This window comes from Amycolatopsis sp. EV170708-02-1 (assembly GCF_022479115.1).
Classification (GTDB): Bacteria; Actinomycetota; Actinomycetes; order Mycobacteriales; family Pseudonocardiaceae; genus Amycolatopsis.
Genome location: NZ_CP092497.1, coordinates 1,973,701 through 1,987,711 on the forward strand (window position 1 = coordinate 1,973,701; position 14,011 = coordinate 1,987,711).

Consider the following 14,011-nt stretch of genomic DNA (forward strand, 5'->3'; position numbering starts at 1 on the left):
TCGTACCAGCGCCGCGCAAGCCCACCCTTCCTCTCGTCTCACAGGGTGGGCGAGCGTCCCTCGAACGGCGTCGACAGCACCACCGTGGTCCGGGTCGAGACCTTGGCGGACTCGCGGATCCGGCGGAGCAGATCCTCCAGCCCGAGCGGCGACGCCACCCGGACCAGGAGGATGTACGACTCGTCGCCGGCGACCGAGTAGCAGGACTCGATCTCCTTGATGTGCTCCAGACGCTGCGGGTAGTCGTCCGGCGCGGCCGGATCGTTCGGCGTCAGCGAGATCAGCGCCGTGAGCGGCAGGCCGATCTGCTCGCCGTCGAGCCGCGCGGTGTAGCCGAGGATGACCCCGCGCTGCTCCAGGCGGCGCACCCGCTGGTGCACCGCCGACACCGAAAGCCCGACCCGTTCCGCCAGATCGGTGAAACTGCGCCGTCCGTCCGCGGCCAGCTCCTGCACGATGGCCTGATCCAGCGGCTCCAGGGAACCGGTCATGCGTCGAGCACGATCAGGTCGTGCGGGCGCTGGTTGACCGATTCGACGCCGTCCTCGGTGACCACGACGATGTCCTCGATGCGGGCGCCCCAGCGGCCGGGCTGGTAGATGCCGGGCTCGACGCTGAAGGCCATGCCCGGCTCGAGCGGCAGCGCGTTGCCCTTGATGATGTAGGGCTCCTCGTGCACGTCGAGGCCGATGCCGTGACCGGTGCGGTGGATGAAGTACTCGCCGTACCCGGCCTCGGCGATGATGTCGCGCGCCGCGGCGTCGATCGACTCGGCGGTGACACCGGGACGGACGGCCTCGACGGCGGCCTTCTGGGCACGCTGCAGCACGGCGTACGTCTCGGCGACGTCGGCGTCACGCGGCTCGCCGACCGCGTACGTGCGGGTGGAGTCGGAGTTGTAGCCCTCGGCGATCGGGCCGCCGATGTCGACCACGACGACGTCGCCGCGCTCGATGACCCGCTCGGAGACGTCGTGGTGCGGGCTGGCGCCGTTGGGGCCCGAGCCCACGATCACGAAGTCGGCGTGGGTGTGGCCCTCTTCGACGATGGCGGCGGTGATGTCCGCGCCGACCTCGGCCTCGGTGCGGCCGGGGCGCAGCCATTCGTGCACGCGGGCGTGCACGCGGTCGATCGCCGCTCCCGCGTCGCGCAGCGCCTGGATCTCGGCCGCGTCCTTGCGCATCCGCAGTTCGCGCACGATCGGCCCGGCCAGCGTCTGCTCGGCGTCGCCGAGCGCGCCGCGGAAGGCGAGCACGTGCAGGGCCGGGGTGAAGTCGCTGACCGCCACGCGGCCGGGCTTGCCCAGCCGGTCGGCGACCAGTTCGTAGGCGTTGTCGCCGTCGACCCAGGTGACGATCTCGATGCCGAGTTCGTCGGCGGGGACGTCGGCGTAACCGGGGGCCTCCAGCTTCGGCAGGACCAGCGCCGGGACGCCGTCGGCCGGGATCACCAACGTGGTCAGCCGCTCGAAGGAGCCCCCGGCCTGGCCGATGAGGTACCGCAGGTCCGAGCCGGGTGCGATCAGCAGGGCGTCGGTGTCGGCGGCGGCCGCCGCGGCGCGGGCCCGGTCGAGGCGGGCGCGGAGGCTGGCGGCGTCGGGGGCTGGGTTGTGAAGGGAACGGCGCGACATGATGGCGAGCCTAGTCGGTCCGCGCGCCTTGGCTCACCGGCCGGTCACCCCCGATCGGGGCGGGATCGTCGAGTCCGCGCCAGACCCGGAAGATCGCCGGGAAGGTGCCGGCGATCAGGTACAGACCACCGAACACCGCGAGCGCTCCGACGAGTCCGATCCCGTCCAGCAGCAACCCGGCCGCCATCGAGCCGAGCGGCATCGCGGCGAGCACCCCGCCCACGAGCAGACTGAGCACGCGGCCTCGGACGGCTTCCGGTACCCGCTCGTAGACGGCCGGGAGCACGATCGGATTGAGTGCGCCGGCCCCGATCCCGGCGACCACGAGACCGGCGAGCAGGACCGGCGGCGCGGGCTCCAGCGCGAGCAAGGCGAACCTCGGCGCCCCTTCGATGCCGACCGCGACGAGGATCGCCGTCCGCCGGGAGACCCGGTGGCCCACCCAGCCGTAAATCGCCGAACCGAGCAGCGCCCCTGCCGCGACCGCGGTGATCATCGCGCCGATGAGCGCGGTGCTGTGCAGGACCTGGTCGCCATAAGCCGGATACAGGACACCGAGCAGCCCGAAGTCGAGGCTGTTGGTGAGCATCAGCATGCCGACCAGCGCCCGCAGCACCGCGTCGCGTTTGACGTATCCCAGCCCTTCGCGCAACTGCTTGAGGTAGCCGCCCGACGGCGGCCTCGGCGGACCGGCCGCGACCGGGACGAGCGCGAACACCAGGGCCGCGGACACCAGGAGCACACCGGCGTCGACGAACAGGACCGGGATGGGCCCGATCAGCGCGATCAGCGCGCCGGCCGCGGGTCCACCCGCCATCCTGCCGGTCCTCATCGCCGCCTCGACGGCACTCGCCGCCCGGCTCACGCGGACATCGCCGAGTTCGGCGACTCCGGGAAGCAGCACCTGCTTGGCGGTGTCGGCGGGCCCGCGGGAAACGCCCATCACGAACGACAACGCGATCAGCCCGGGCAGGCTGAGCCCCGTCGTGCCCATCGCGAGCGGGATCAGGAGCACCGTCACGGTGGTCAGCAGATCCGCGCCGACGCTGGCCCGGCGGGTGCCGACCCGGTCCACGACCGGCCCGCCCAGCAACGCCGCGACCATCAGGCCCAGCACCTCGGCCGCGGTCACTAGGCCGGTCTTGGTACCGCTGCCGGTGCTCTGCAGGACGAACCAGGGAATCGCGAGCAGCGTCATCATCACCCCGGCCGAGGAAATCCCCGAAGCCACGACCAGGGCCCCCAGTGGCACCCGGCTCATGGCGTCTCCGGACGGCGGTATCGGCTGATCACATCGAGGATCTCGTCGCTCGACGCGGCGCGCATCTGGCTCCGTTCCCCGCCCGTTTCGCCAGTCCGGACGACTGCGCCCGCACGACACGACCGTCGACCCGCGCGAGATCTCCCTCGCTCTTCCCCATGCTCGCCACCCTACGAGCGCGAAGAGCTCGCTGCGATTGGTTCTGAAAAGCGAGGTTCTGGAGTTTGACTTCAACTTAACTGTAGGTTTTACGGTCTGTGCCATGACAACGAACTCGCCTTACCAGCTCGCCGTCGTGATCAGCAGCGTCCGCGAGGGCCGCTTCGCCCCCGTCGTCGCGAACTGGTTCCTCGACCGCGCCAAACAGCGCGACGACGTCACCCTGTCCGTCATCGACCTGGCCGAAAGTCCCGGCGATCTCTCCCCCGGCGTCGCCGGCGCGGACGCCGTCGTCGTGATCGTGCCCGAGTACAACCACAGCTACCCCGGCCCGCTCAAGACCGCGCTCGACGCCACCGGCCCCGAATGGCACGGCAAACCGGTCGCCTTCGTTTCCTACGGCGGGATCTCGGGCGGCCTGCGCGCGGTCGAGCACCTGCGCCCGGTCTTCGCCGAGCTCCACGCCGCGACGATCCGCGAGACCGTCAGCTTCCCGTACGCCTGGAACCACTTCGGCCCCGACGGCGAGCACGACGACTTCGAAGGCGCTTCGCTCGCGGCCACCACGCTGTTGAACCAGCTGAACTGGTGGGCCAACGCCCTCCGCGACGCACGCCGGGTGCGCCCCTACGCGGCCTGACGGTGTCCGTGGAGGACCCGGCTGGGGGTCGGGTCCTTCGCGGACATCCGGGGCGGAACGTGGCAGGCTGTCCGCGTGACCGGACCACTCGCTCTCCTCGATTCCGCGAGCCTCTACTTCCGCTCGTTCTACGCACTGCCCGACTCGATGACCGCCCCGGACGGGACACCGGTCAACGCCGTACGCGGGTTCACCGACACGATCGCGCGGATCCTCGTCGACCGGCGGCCTTCCCGGCTCGTGGCGTGCCTCGACGCGGACTGGCGGCCGAAGTTCCGCACCGATCTGCTGCCCAGCTACAAGGCGCACCGGGTGGCCGAAGAAATCCCGGAAGGCAGCGACGTCGAAGAGGTACCGGACACGCTGACCCCGCAGGTGCCGATCATCCTCGAACTGCTGGAGGCCTTCGGGATCGCGACGGCCGAGGCGGCCGGGTACGAGGCCGACGACGTCATCGGCGCCCTCGCGATCCGCGAACAGCGGTCCCCGGTCGAGGTCATCACCGGTGACCGGGACCTGTTCCAGCTGGTGCGCCACGAGCCGACGTCCACTGTGGTCATCTACGTCGGCAAGGGCTGGAACAAGGCCGAAGTCCTCGGCCCGGACGAAATCGCCGAGAAGTACGGGATCCCGGCGGGGAACGCCGGTCCCGGGTACGCCGACATGGCCGCGTTGCGCGGGGACCCGTCGGACGGGCTGCCCGGCGTCGCCGGCATCGGCGAGAAGACCGCGGCGAAGCTGATCACCCAGTTCGGTTCGCTGCAGGAGCTGATCGAGGCGTCCAACGCCGGCGACTCACGAGTGCCGCTCAAGACCCGGCTGCGGCTGACCGACGCCGCGGACTACCTCGCGGTCGCCCCGACCGTCGTCCGGGTCGCGGCCGACGCGCCGGTCGAGCAGTCCCGCCCGGACACCGTCCCGTCCGAGCCCGCCGACCCGGACAAGGTCGCGGAACTCGCGGAGCGCTGGAATCTCGGCCGTTCGGTGGAGCGTCTGCTGGCCGCGCTCCCGAAGTCATGAGCAACACCGAGGCCGACCCGGCCGAGTTGCTGTGCTCCGAACGGCCGGGCGAAGGCATCACCGTGCTGACCCCGCGCGACGTCCCGCTCGGCGGCCCGCGCGCGATCCGGGTCCGCCGCACGCTTCCGCAACGGCGGCGGTCACTGATCGGCGCGTGGTGTTTCGCCGACCACTACGGCCCACAGGACGTTTCAGCGTCCGGCGGAATGGACGTCGCACCGCATCCGCACACCGGATTGCAGACCGCGAGCTGGCTGTTCAGCGGCGAGATCGAGCACCGCGACAGCATCGGCAGCCACGCCATGGTGCGGCCCGGTGAACTCAACCTGATGACCGCCGGGCACGGGTTCGCGCATTCCGAAGTCTCCACATCGGACACCACGACGCTGCACGGCGTCCAGCTCTGGATCGCGCTGCCGGACGAACATCGCGACACCGCACGGGATTTCCGGCACTACGCGCCGCCGCTGCTCGACCTGCCCGGCGCCACGGCACGGGTCTTCCTCGGCAGCCTCGCCGGGGCCACCTCGCCGGTCCCGGCGTTCACTCCCCTGCTGGGCGCCGAACTCACCGTGGAGCCCGGCGCGACCTTGGCCCTCGACGTCGATCCCGCCTTCGAACACGGTGTCCTGCAGGACATCGGCTCCGTCACCATCGCCGGAGCCGCGCTGGACACCGGGGAGCTCGCCTACCTCGCGCCCGGCGCCGGGCGGTTGGAGCTGGTGAACTCCGGCACCGGACCGGCTCGGGTGCTCCTGCTCGGCGGGACCCCGTTCACCGAGGAACTCGTCATGTGGTGGAACTTCGTGGGCCGCAGCCACGAGGAGATCGCCGAGTACCGCGAGGCGTGGCAGGCACGGGCGGACCGCTTCGGGCAGGTGGAGGGTTATCAGGGCACCACGGCGTGGCTGCCCGCACCCGCGCTGCCTCAGGTGCGGATCAAACCGCGGCGCAATCCGTCGTAGGCCTCGTGAGTGGCAAGGGCGGTTCTAACCGTCCTTGCCACTCACGAGCGCTCAGGCCTAAAAGAACGTCCCGCACCACGGCGAGCGCGCGGTGTGGAACAGGGAGTCGGCACGGGCGACGGCCCCCGCGTTCAGCACCTCGACCTGGCCGGCCAAGGCCAGATCGCTGAAGAGACCGTGGCCGAGGTACAGCGCCGACAGCGTGGCCACGTCCAGCCTCAGATCGGCCTCGGCGGTCGTGCGCTCCACACCGTCCGGGCCGACGACGTAACGGCCATTGTTGTCCGGAAGTTGCTTGTCGAGCACTTCGAGCACCACGGGTTCGGCGGTGCCGTAGGCGCGCGCCCGCAACGCCGCGAGGACGTCGACGAGCCGCAGCCACAGGTCGTCGATGACCTCGGTCGTGTTCACCGCCCGCGGATCGGTGAGCAGTTCGGCGATCGGCTCGTCCAGCGGGCGGCCCCGCCCGGCGACCGCCGAGACCAGGTCGATCGACAGCAGGAAACGCCACAGCCCGGCCCAGGCCTGCGGTGTGGCGGCATGGAGTTCACGGATGTCCAGGATCGCCCCGCGCTCCGGCGCCAGCCGGTCGCGCGCATCGATGGACTGGTAGACGACGAAACCGTCGTCGCCGTCCGGTCCACTGTGGACAGCCACCCGATAGCCGTCGTTCCCGGTGACCACCCGATCGAAGAATCCCGGCCACCATGCCTGCGGACGGGAGACGAACCCCGGCCGGGAACCCTCGAAGCGGTGGTACAGGGCCGGAACTCGCTCCACGGCTTCGGCGGGGGTGACGAACCTGACCTCACCGCCCCGGCCAACGCCGTCCCGCAGCCGGGCGCGCGGGCGTTCGATGGACACACCTTTGCCGAAGGTCGCCGGGCCGTACCCGAAACGGCCGTAGATGACGGCCTCGGAGGCATGCAACGCGGCCAGCGGGACACCCCGCGCCGCGAAGTCCTCCAGCTGTGCGGCCATCATCGCGGTGAGGATGCCGCGGCGTGTCCAGTCGGCACGGACGCCGACGCCGTCGACGGCCCCTGTGACGAGCTTCTGTCCACCCGGGACGGTCAGCTCGACGTCGAAGGAACTGGCGATCCCCACCGGGGCGCCGTGCTCGTCGAACGCGGCGAATTTCCCCGCGGCGGACCAGGACGGAGCCATCTTCGCCCAGACCTCGTCCGTGGCGGGCTTGCCGTGCAACGACTCCGACAGGACATCGAGGCAGGCTCGCTGTTCGCCTTCGGCCACGGCACGCACCAGGAATTCGCTCATACCGTGGATCCTGCCGTCCGATCCGGGGAGCCCCAACCGGTTTTCAGCTGGGCGCGCCGACTTCATAGCGGCCGTCTTCACCGGTGACGGTGATCGTGACGGTCTTGCCCTCCCCGCCGACCTGCACGGTGCAGGTGAACGTGCTGCCGTCCACGACCTTCTGGTTCGCCGGGCACAGCACGTCGCCGACTTCTCTCACCTGATAGGTCTCGGTGAGGATCTTCCGCACGTCCGCCTGCATCGTCCTCGGGTCGAAGACCCTGCCGGGAGCGTTGGAGGACGAACCGCCGGAGGTCGCGGGCGCGCTCGACGAAGCTCTCGACGTCGGCGGGACCGTGACGGTCTTCGTCGCCGGCGCGGGCGCCGGGGTGTCCGAACACGCCACCAGCACCGCGAAAGCCGCACCACACAGACCGACCGTCGCGACGGCTCGCCTGCTCAAGCTTCTCCACCCCCACCGGTGTGATCATCCAACGTCAGAAGAAGGTACCGCACCAGGGGTTCACCCGCGTGGCGAACAGCTGGTCCGCTCGTTCCAAGGCGGTCTCACCGGTAGCGCGGATACGTCCGGCGAACGCGAGATCCGAGGGACGCCAGCCGCCGAGATACACCATCGACAGGGTGTCGGCGTGCAGTTCGAGATCCGCCGGCTCGATGGTGCGGATGGCACCGTCCTCGGACAGGCGGTAGCGGCCGGAGTTGTGCTCCAGGAAGGGATCGGTGACTTCGATGACGACCGGCTCGCCCTGGTAGGTGCGGGCGCCGAGCATCGTCTCGACGTCGACGAGCCGGAACCAGCCTTCGTCCTGGACCTTCGTCACCGCCGCGTCGCGTGGGTCGGTGAACAGCAGCTCGACCGGTTCGTCGAGTGGCCGTTTCTCGGCGGTGATGCTGTCGACCAGGTCCACGGACAGCAGGTAGCGCCACACCCCGGCGAACGCGTCGGGATTCGCATAGTGGAACGAATGGATTTTCAGCTGCGCCGGAGCGCCGAAATGGGCCCTCTCGACGGTGTAGGTGACGAAGCCGTCGTTGCCGTCCGGGCCTTGGTGCACGGCGGTCGTGACCGGCGTTGTCGCGCGCCGCACTTCGCGTTCGTAGCCCGGCCACAGATTCGGGCTCCGCGCGATCATGCCGGGCCGGGTGCGCGGGAGCGCGTCGAACAGCGACGGCCACCGCTCGATGGTGCTTTCCAGATCGAGCACCGAAATCTCGCCGCCGGCCGGTGCCTCGGGACGGAACCGGGCGCGGCGCCGGTCGACCTCGATCGACTTGGCCCGCACGGCGTTGCCGTATCCGAACCTGCCGTAGATGGCGCCCTCGGAGGCGTGCAGCATCGCCGCGGGAACCCCACGGGCGGCGAAATCCTCGAACTGGGCGCGCATCAACGCGGTCAGCACGCCCCGCCGGATGCGATCGGCACGGACACCGACCAGGCTGACCGCGGCGAGCGGCGTGGTACCGCCACCGGGCACGGTCACTTCCGAATCGAAGGATCGGACGGTGCCGATCAGCTCCGGGTCGAACGCGCCGAAACCGCGATCCGGCTGCATCGAGGTGGCGATGGCCGACCATTCCTCGTCGGTCATCTCCTTGACGTGCAAGGCTCGCCTGAACAGATCGGTCGCGGCCCGCTCCTCGTCGGACCGCAGCAGCCGCACTGAAAAGTCGCTCATGACACGATCATGCAGGATCGACCGTGCCCGGCGCCCGCCCTTTACTTGGTGGTGGCGGGCGGGGAGACCTCGTAGTTGCCGGTATCACCCTTCACGGTGATCGGCACCTCCTGCGGCTTGCCCTCGATCGTGGCGGTGCAGGTGAACTTCACCCCGTCCTTGACCTCCTGGCCGGAGGGGCAGGTGACCGCGCTGATCTCCTTGATCCCGTAGGTCTCGGTGAGCAGCTTCTGCACGTCGGTCTGCATCTGGGTGTTGTTGAAGACCTGGGTGTTGAACCAGCCCGGCGTGACGAACCCGAGGACGCCGACCGCGGCGATGATCACCACGAGCGCGCCGATCCCGATGAACAGGCCCTTCTTGGACTTCGGTTTGTCCTGCGCCTCGCCCTGGGTGCCCGGGAACTGGCTCTGGCCGTAGTCGTACTGGCCGGGCTGCTGCTGCCCGTACTGGGGCTGCTGCTGCGGGCCGCTCTGCGGGTAACCCGGCTGCTGCTGGGGCCCGCTCTGCGGATACCCCGGCTGCTGACCGTACTGCGGCTGCTGGCCCCACTGCTGAGGCTGCTGTTGCTGCGTCTGGGAAGGATCCTGCTGCGGATACCCGGGCTGCTGCTGAGACGGGTCGTACGGCGCGGGCTGCTGACCCCACTGAGGCTGTTGCTGCTGGGTCTGCGACGGGTCGTACTGCGGCTGCTGGCCCCATTGCGGCTGCTGCTGCGGGCCGCTCGGCGGTTGAGCGCCGCCCGGCTGTTGGCCGTAGCCCGGCTGCTGCCCCCACTGGGGCTGCTGCTGCGGGTCGTTGCCGCCATACGGCGTGCTCATCGTTCGCCTCCGCCTGTTCCGCCATCGTCACCGGCCGACCTGCATGGCCGTCGTGGGCGATCCAACCACAGGACGGCGCCCCTGCCCACTGTTCCCGGGCGGTGTCGGGCCAACTCTCCGCGACCGTGCTCACACCGGAGGCGCGTTCACTCCGCCGGTCGGCCCAACGCCTCGTGAGTGGTAAGGACGGTTCTAACCGTCCTTACCACTCACGAGGCCGATCAGGCGCCGCCGGCCGCCACGACCCCGCGGCGCAACGCCTTCACCGCGTCCGAAGCGGCCGCCCCGACCGGATCCGCCTTCCCGAGGACGTCACGGATCTGGTCGAGCAGGTCGATGACCTGCCGCGACCACCGCACGAAGTCACCGGCCGAGAGCTCCTGTCCGTTCGCTTCGGCGGCGGTGAGGACCTTCTCCAGCGATTCGCCGCGCGCCCACCGGTAGACGGGCCAGGCGAAACCGGCGTCGGGTTCGCGGGTGCGGTCCAGCTTGTGCCGTCGCTCGTCTTCGGTGAGCTCCATCCACAGGCGCGTGGTCGCCTGCCAGGCGTCGACCACCTTGCCCGCGGGCAGGCGAGGCTCCCCCGCGGTGTCCCGGCGTGCCTCGAAGACCAGCGTCGAGACGACGGCCGCGAGTTCGGCGGGCGACAAGCCCTTCCAGACGTCGTGCCGGATGCATTCGGCCGCGAGCAGATCGGACTCGCTGTAGAGGCGGGTGAGCCGTTTGCCGTGTTCGGTGACCCGGTCCTCTCCGTCGCCCTTCGACGCCGGACCGAGGTAGCCGCGCTCGCCGAGCAGCCGCAGGATCCGGTCGAAGGCGCGGGCGAGGGAATGCGTGGTCGCGGCGACCTTGCGTTCCAGTTGCTCGGTCTCGGCGGTGAGCCGCTGGTACCGCTCGACCCAGCGCAGGTTCGCCTCGCGTTCGGCCAGGCCGTGGCACGGATGCGCGCGCAGCGCCCGCCGCAGCGCGGCCAGCTCACCGTCCTCATTGGCCCCGGCGCGGCGCTTTTGCCTGCCGGGCAACGAGATTCCCGCGTTGCGCAGGCTCGACGCGATGTCGCGCCTGGTCTTGGGCGAACGCAGCTCGATGTGCTTCGGCAGCTTGATGTTCCCCAGTGCCTCCACCGGTGACGGGAAGTCCGAGACCGACAGTGGTCCGGACCAGCGGTCCTCGGTGACCACGACGGGCCGTGGTTCGCGGATCGGGTCGAGCCCCGGGTCGACGACGACCGCCAGCCCGGCGCGCCGTCCCGCGGGCACCGCGATGACGTCACCCTTGCGGAGTTTCTCCAGCGACTCTGCGGTGCCCGCGCGGCGGGCGGAGGTGTTCTGCCGCGAAAGCGCCTTCTCCCGCGCCGAGATCTTCGCCCGTAGCTCGACGTACTCCAGCATCTCGTCGAAATCGCCGGTGATGGCGGAGGTGTAGCCCCGCAGGGCCTCCTTGTTCCGCTCGATCCGCCGCGCCGTCCCGACCACCGACCGGTCGGCCTGGAACTGGGCGAACGACTGTTCCAGCAGCTCGCGGGCCGCCTCGGCGCCGACCTGGGCGACCAGGTTCACCGCCATGTTGTAACCGGGCCGGAACGACGACCGCAGCGGGTACGTCCTGGTCGAGGCGAGGCCGCCGACCTGCTTCGGGTCGATCCCCGGCTGCCAGACGACGACCGCGTGGCCTTCGACGTCGATCCCGCGCCGCCCGGCCCGCCCGGTGAGCTGCGTGTACTCGCCCGGCGTCAGGTCGACGTGCGCCTCGCCGTTGTACTTCACCAGCCTTTCCAGCACGACCGTGCGCGCGGGCATGTTGATGCCGAGCGCGAGCGTCTCGGTGGCGAAGACGACCTTCACCAGCCCTTGGACGAACAGCTCCTCGACGGTCTCCTTGAACGCCGGGAGCAGCCCCGCGTGGTGCCCGGCGATGCCGCGTTCGAGCGCCTCGCGCCACTCCCAGTAGCCGAGGACGCCGAGGTCGCCTTCGGGCAGGTCCTTGGTGCGCTCGGCGACGATCCGACGGACCTTCTCGACCTCTTCCGGTCCGTTGAGACGCAGTCCGGACCGGACGCACTGGCCGACCGCGGCGTCGCAGCCGGCGCGGGAGAAGATGAACACGATGGCGGGGAGCAGACCGGCGTTGTCCAGCCGCTCGACCGTGTCCGTGCGGGACGTCGGCCGGAACCGCGGCATCCGTGACGGCGCCCCTCGCCGTCCGCGCGGTCCGCGCAATCCCGCCGGGGCGAACCGGCCGCCGACCTCCTCGGTGCGGCGCAGCAGGCCCGGGTTGATCCGCAGTTCGGCGCCCGGTGCGTGCTCCTCCTGGCCGGCGAACAGGTCCATCAACCGGTTGCCGACCAGCATGTGCTGCCACAGCGGCACGGGGCGGTGCTCGTCGACGACGACCGTGGTGTCGCCGCGGACCTCGACGAGCCACTCGCCGAACTCCTCGGCATTGCTCACCGTGGCCGACAGGCCGACGACACGCACGTGCTCGGGCAGGTGGAGGATGACCTCTTCCCAGACGGCGCCGCGGAACCGGTCGGCGAGGTAGTGGACCTCGTCCATCACCACGTACGCGAGCTCGCCGATGGTCGAGGACCCGGCGTAGAGCATGTTGCGCAGGACCTCGGTGGTCATGACCACGACCTGCGCGTTGCCGTTGATCGACGTGTCACCGGTCAGCAGGCCGACCGCGTCGGCGCCGTAGCGGCCGACGAGGTCGGCGTACTTCTGGTTCGACAACGCCTTGATGGGTGTCGTGTAGAAGCACTTCCGCCCCTCGGCGAGGGCGAGGTGCACCGCGAACTCGCCGACCACGGTCTTCCCGGCGCCGGTGGGCGCGCAGACGAGCACGCCGTGACCGTCTTCGAGTGCCTCGCAGCCGCGGACCTGGAAGTCGTCGAACTCGAACGACGACTCCGCCGCGAAGCGGGTCAGCTGGGGGTACTGAGCGCGGCGCTGGGAGGCGGCATATGCCTCGGCCGGGGTCTGAGAAGGGCTGTTGACCACTTCGTCAGGGTTCCATACCCCACCGACAGTTCGCACTCGGTGTGACGATCTCGGGAACGACCGCCACGTCCCTGTCATCCAAGGGGCGGATTCGTGATCGAGAGGGGACTCCATGGAGATCGCTTGCCCGCAGTGTGCGCAGGTCGACCAGGTGCAGAGCGTGCCGGCGGTGTTCCAGAGCGGGCAGACGACCTACCGGGTGCAAGGCGGTATGACGGCCATCCCGGCCGGTGACGGCGTGGTCTACACCGCGACGACGCATACGGGTGTGTCGGTGACCGCGACCGCGGCGTCACTGAACCCGTATCCGGTGCTTCGCGGCGGCGGATGCTTCCTGACGCTCGCACTGGTGCTGCTGATCCCCGCGTTCGTGTTCCTCGCCTTCGCCAACGACGTGCTGGACGAGAACGTCGCGCCGACCGCCGACGGGAGGGTCGCGCAGTTCATCGGAGCGTCGATCTTCCCCTTCGGTGCCTTCGCGCTGGTCGCCTTGTTCGCCGTCCTGTTCGTGCTCCGGTTGCGGCGCAACGCGCGGATCCGGCGGGGCATCCCGGGCGCGCTGGAGTACTGGCGGCAGGCGTGGTTCTGCCATCGCTGCGGCGGGGTGTTCTTCCCGCGCGGCGACCTGATGTCCGCCGCGACGTTCCGCGGGCAGGTGTGGCGGGCTGGCGACTACGCCGGGCTCACCCGACGACGGTGAGCGCTCCGGGGACGCAGGTGACGTCGATCGGCAGCCCGCCCAGCGGCTCACCGTCGGCGTAGACGGGCAGATCGCTGCCCGCGAGGTGGATCTGACTGGCTTTGAGGGTCCGGACCGCCGGATGCGCGATGTGCTCCCCGGCACGGACCCCGGGCAACATGCGGAGCAGGTCACGCCGGGTCGCGTTGCCCACGACGGTGACGTCGAACAGGCCATCCTCCGGATCGGCACCAGGACAGATCGGCATGCCGCCGCCGTAGTACGGGGTGTTGCCGACGGCGATCATCGTGGCGTCGAGTTCAAGTGTCTCGACGTCCGTGCGAAGCACCACCGGCCGGGGCCGGAACGCGGCGAGTTCGGCCAGGATCGCGACGTCGTAGCGGCGCGGGCCGCGCGGCCAGGTCAGCCGGTTGGCTCGTTCGGTGACCAGCGCGTCGAAGCCGGAGCACAGCACGGTGGCGAACCATTCGCCACCGGCCCGGCCGAGGTCGACCCGCCGCCGTTTCCCCTCCGCGATCCGCCTGGCGGCGAGATCCGCGGCGGCGTGCGGCCGTTCGGGGATGCCGAGCGCCCTGGCGAAGTCGTTGCCGGTGCCCGCGGGCACGAGTCCCAGTGCGACGCCGGACTCGGCGCAGAACTGCACGCCCTGGTGCGCCGCGCCGTCGCCGCCGAGCACGATGAGGACGTCCAGCCCTGCCGCGCGCGAGTCGGTCATCAGCGCGCGGGATTCCTCGACCGTGTGGGCCACGAGGACGTCGAGCCGGTCCACGACGGGTCGCAGCCGCGCCGCGACCGACTCCATCAACCGTCCCGCGGCCCCGTTACCGGAGGCGGGGTGGACGGCCAGCGCCGCGTGCATCCC

Annotated in this window: 13 protein-coding genes; 4 read left to right on the forward strand and 9 right to left on the reverse strand. The window is 70.4% G+C overall.

Annotated features, from left to right (window positions below; genetic code table 11):
- Window positions 1-38 precede the first annotated feature (38 nt).
- Genes MJQ72_RS09060 through MJQ72_RS09070 form a run of 3 tightly spaced genes read right to left on the reverse strand, consistent with a single transcriptional unit; the run spans window position 39 to window position 2,891 of the window.
- Window positions 39-491 carry an Lrp/AsnC family transcriptional regulator gene (locus MJQ72_RS09060; protein ID WP_016334198.1) on the reverse strand — a complete coding sequence of 151 codons (453 nt, stop codon included), beginning with the start codon at window positions 489-491 and terminating at the stop codon, window positions 39-41.
- The gene (locus MJQ72_RS09065; RefSeq protein ID WP_240598671.1) at window positions 488-1,630 is read right to left on the reverse strand and encodes a Xaa-Pro peptidase family protein; all 1,143 of its coding nucleotides are present in this window, start codon (window positions 1,628-1,630) and stop codon (window positions 488-490) included. Before MJQ72_RS09065 ends, MJQ72_RS09060 begins: the two co-directional genes overlap by 4 nt.
- A 10-nt stretch (window positions 1,631-1,640) precedes the next feature.
- Window positions 1,641-2,891, reverse strand: a complete 1,251-nt coding sequence (locus tag MJQ72_RS09070; protein ID WP_240598672.1) for an MFS transporter — start codon at window positions 2,889-2,891, stop codon at window positions 1,641-1,643.
- A gap of 262 nt (window positions 2,892-3,153) precedes the next feature.
- Here MJQ72_RS09070 and MJQ72_RS09075 point away from each other — a divergent pair, with 262 nt between their 5' ends.
- From MJQ72_RS09075 to MJQ72_RS09085, 3 genes are all read left to right on the forward strand, one after another.
- Window positions 3,154-3,690, forward strand: a complete 537-nt coding sequence (locus MJQ72_RS09075) for an NADPH-dependent FMN reductase (protein WP_240598673.1) — start codon at window positions 3,154-3,156, stop codon at window positions 3,688-3,690.
- Window positions 3,691-3,765: 75 nt separating this feature from the next.
- Entirely contained in the window at window positions 3,766-4,710 is a 945-nt protein-coding gene (locus MJQ72_RS09080; RefSeq protein WP_240598674.1) for a 5'-3' exonuclease H3TH domain-containing protein, read from the forward strand.
- Window positions 4,707-5,675: a pirin family protein gene (locus MJQ72_RS09085; RefSeq protein WP_240598675.1), complete on the forward strand. Its 969-nt coding sequence runs from the start codon at window positions 4,707-4,709 to the stop codon at window positions 5,673-5,675. Before MJQ72_RS09080 ends, MJQ72_RS09085 begins: the two co-directional genes overlap by 4 nt.
- 57 nt (window positions 5,676-5,732) lie before the next feature.
- Here MJQ72_RS09085 and MJQ72_RS09090 read toward each other — a convergent pair whose 3' ends face one another.
- The 5 genes from MJQ72_RS09090 to MJQ72_RS09110 form a co-directional block, all read right to left on the reverse strand.
- Window positions 5,733-6,953, reverse strand: a complete 1,221-nt coding sequence (locus MJQ72_RS09090; protein WP_240598676.1) for a GNAT family N-acetyltransferase — start codon at window positions 6,951-6,953, stop codon at window positions 5,733-5,735.
- A 43-nt stretch (window positions 6,954-6,996) separates the two neighbouring features.
- Entirely contained in the window at window positions 6,997-7,395 is a 399-nt protein-coding gene (locus tag MJQ72_RS09095; RefSeq protein WP_240598677.1) for a DUF4333 domain-containing protein, read from the reverse strand.
- A 34-nt stretch (window positions 7,396-7,429) separates the two neighbouring features.
- Complete coding sequence (locus tag MJQ72_RS09100) at window positions 7,430-8,629, reverse strand: GNAT family N-acetyltransferase (protein WP_240598678.1); 1,200 nt, start codon at window positions 8,627-8,629, stop codon at window positions 7,430-7,432.
- 41 nt (window positions 8,630-8,670) lie between these two features.
- Window positions 8,671-9,450: a DUF4333 domain-containing protein gene (locus MJQ72_RS09105; protein ID WP_240598679.1), complete on the reverse strand. Its 780-nt coding sequence runs from the start codon at window positions 9,448-9,450 to the stop codon at window positions 8,671-8,673.
- 221 nt (window positions 9,451-9,671) lie between these two features.
- The gene (locus MJQ72_RS09110; RefSeq protein ID WP_240598680.1) at window positions 9,672-12,449 is read right to left on the reverse strand and encodes an RNA helicase; all 2,778 of its coding nucleotides are present in this window, start codon (window positions 12,447-12,449) and stop codon (window positions 9,672-9,674) included.
- Window positions 12,450-12,561: 112 nt separating this feature from the next.
- Here MJQ72_RS09110 and MJQ72_RS09115 point away from each other — a divergent pair, with 112 nt between their 5' ends.
- A complete protein-coding gene (locus MJQ72_RS09115; protein ID WP_240598681.1) occupies window positions 12,562-13,149 on the forward strand; it encodes a hypothetical protein in 588 nt (195 codons plus the stop codon).
- On the opposite strand, the gene MJQ72_RS09120 is transcribed toward MJQ72_RS09115, so the two are convergent.
- Complete coding sequence (locus tag MJQ72_RS09120) at window positions 13,133-14,008, reverse strand: diacylglycerol kinase family protein (RefSeq protein WP_240598682.1); 876 nt, start codon at window positions 14,006-14,008, stop codon at window positions 13,133-13,135. The two genes, MJQ72_RS09115 and MJQ72_RS09120, sit on opposite strands and share 17 nt — an antisense overlap.
- Window positions 14,009-14,011 lie beyond the last annotated feature (3 nt).

Excerpts from the sequence above, each read along its gene's own strand:
- MJQ72_RS09060 (WP_016334198.1), bottom strand. The coding sequence starts at position 491 with ATGACCGGTTCCCTGGAGCCGCTGGATCAGGCCATCGTGCAGGAGCTG.
- MJQ72_RS09100 (WP_240598678.1), bottom strand. The coding sequence starts at position 8,629 with ATGAGCGACTTTTCAGTGCGGCTGCTGCGGTCCGACGAGGAGCGGGCC.
- MJQ72_RS09105 (WP_240598679.1), bottom strand. The coding sequence starts at position 9,450 with ATGAGCACGCCGTATGGCGGCAACGACCCGCAGCAGCAGCCCCAGTGG.
- MJQ72_RS09065 (WP_240598671.1), bottom strand. The coding sequence starts at position 1,630 with ATGTCGCGCCGTTCCCTTCACAACCCAGCCCCCGACGCCGCCAGCCTC.
- MJQ72_RS09085 (WP_240598675.1), top strand. The coding sequence starts at position 4,707 with ATGAGCAACACCGAGGCCGACCCGGCCGAGTTGCTGTGCTCCGAACGG.
- MJQ72_RS09120 (WP_240598682.1), bottom strand. The coding sequence starts at position 14,008 with ATGCACGCGGCGCTGGCCGTCCACCCCGCCTCCGGTAACGGGGCCGCG.
- MJQ72_RS09090 (WP_240598676.1), bottom strand. The coding sequence starts at position 6,953 with ATGAGCGAATTCCTGGTGCGTGCCGTGGCCGAAGGCGAACAGCGAGCC.
- MJQ72_RS09070 (WP_240598672.1), bottom strand. The coding sequence starts at position 2,891 with ATGAGCCGGGTGCCACTGGGGGCCCTGGTCGTGGCTTCGGGGATTTCC.
- MJQ72_RS09115 (WP_240598681.1), top strand. The coding sequence starts at position 12,562 with ATGGAGATCGCTTGCCCGCAGTGTGCGCAGGTCGACCAGGTGCAGAGC.
- MJQ72_RS09075 (WP_240598673.1), top strand. The coding sequence starts at position 3,154 with ATGACAACGAACTCGCCTTACCAGCTCGCCGTCGTGATCAGCAGCGTC.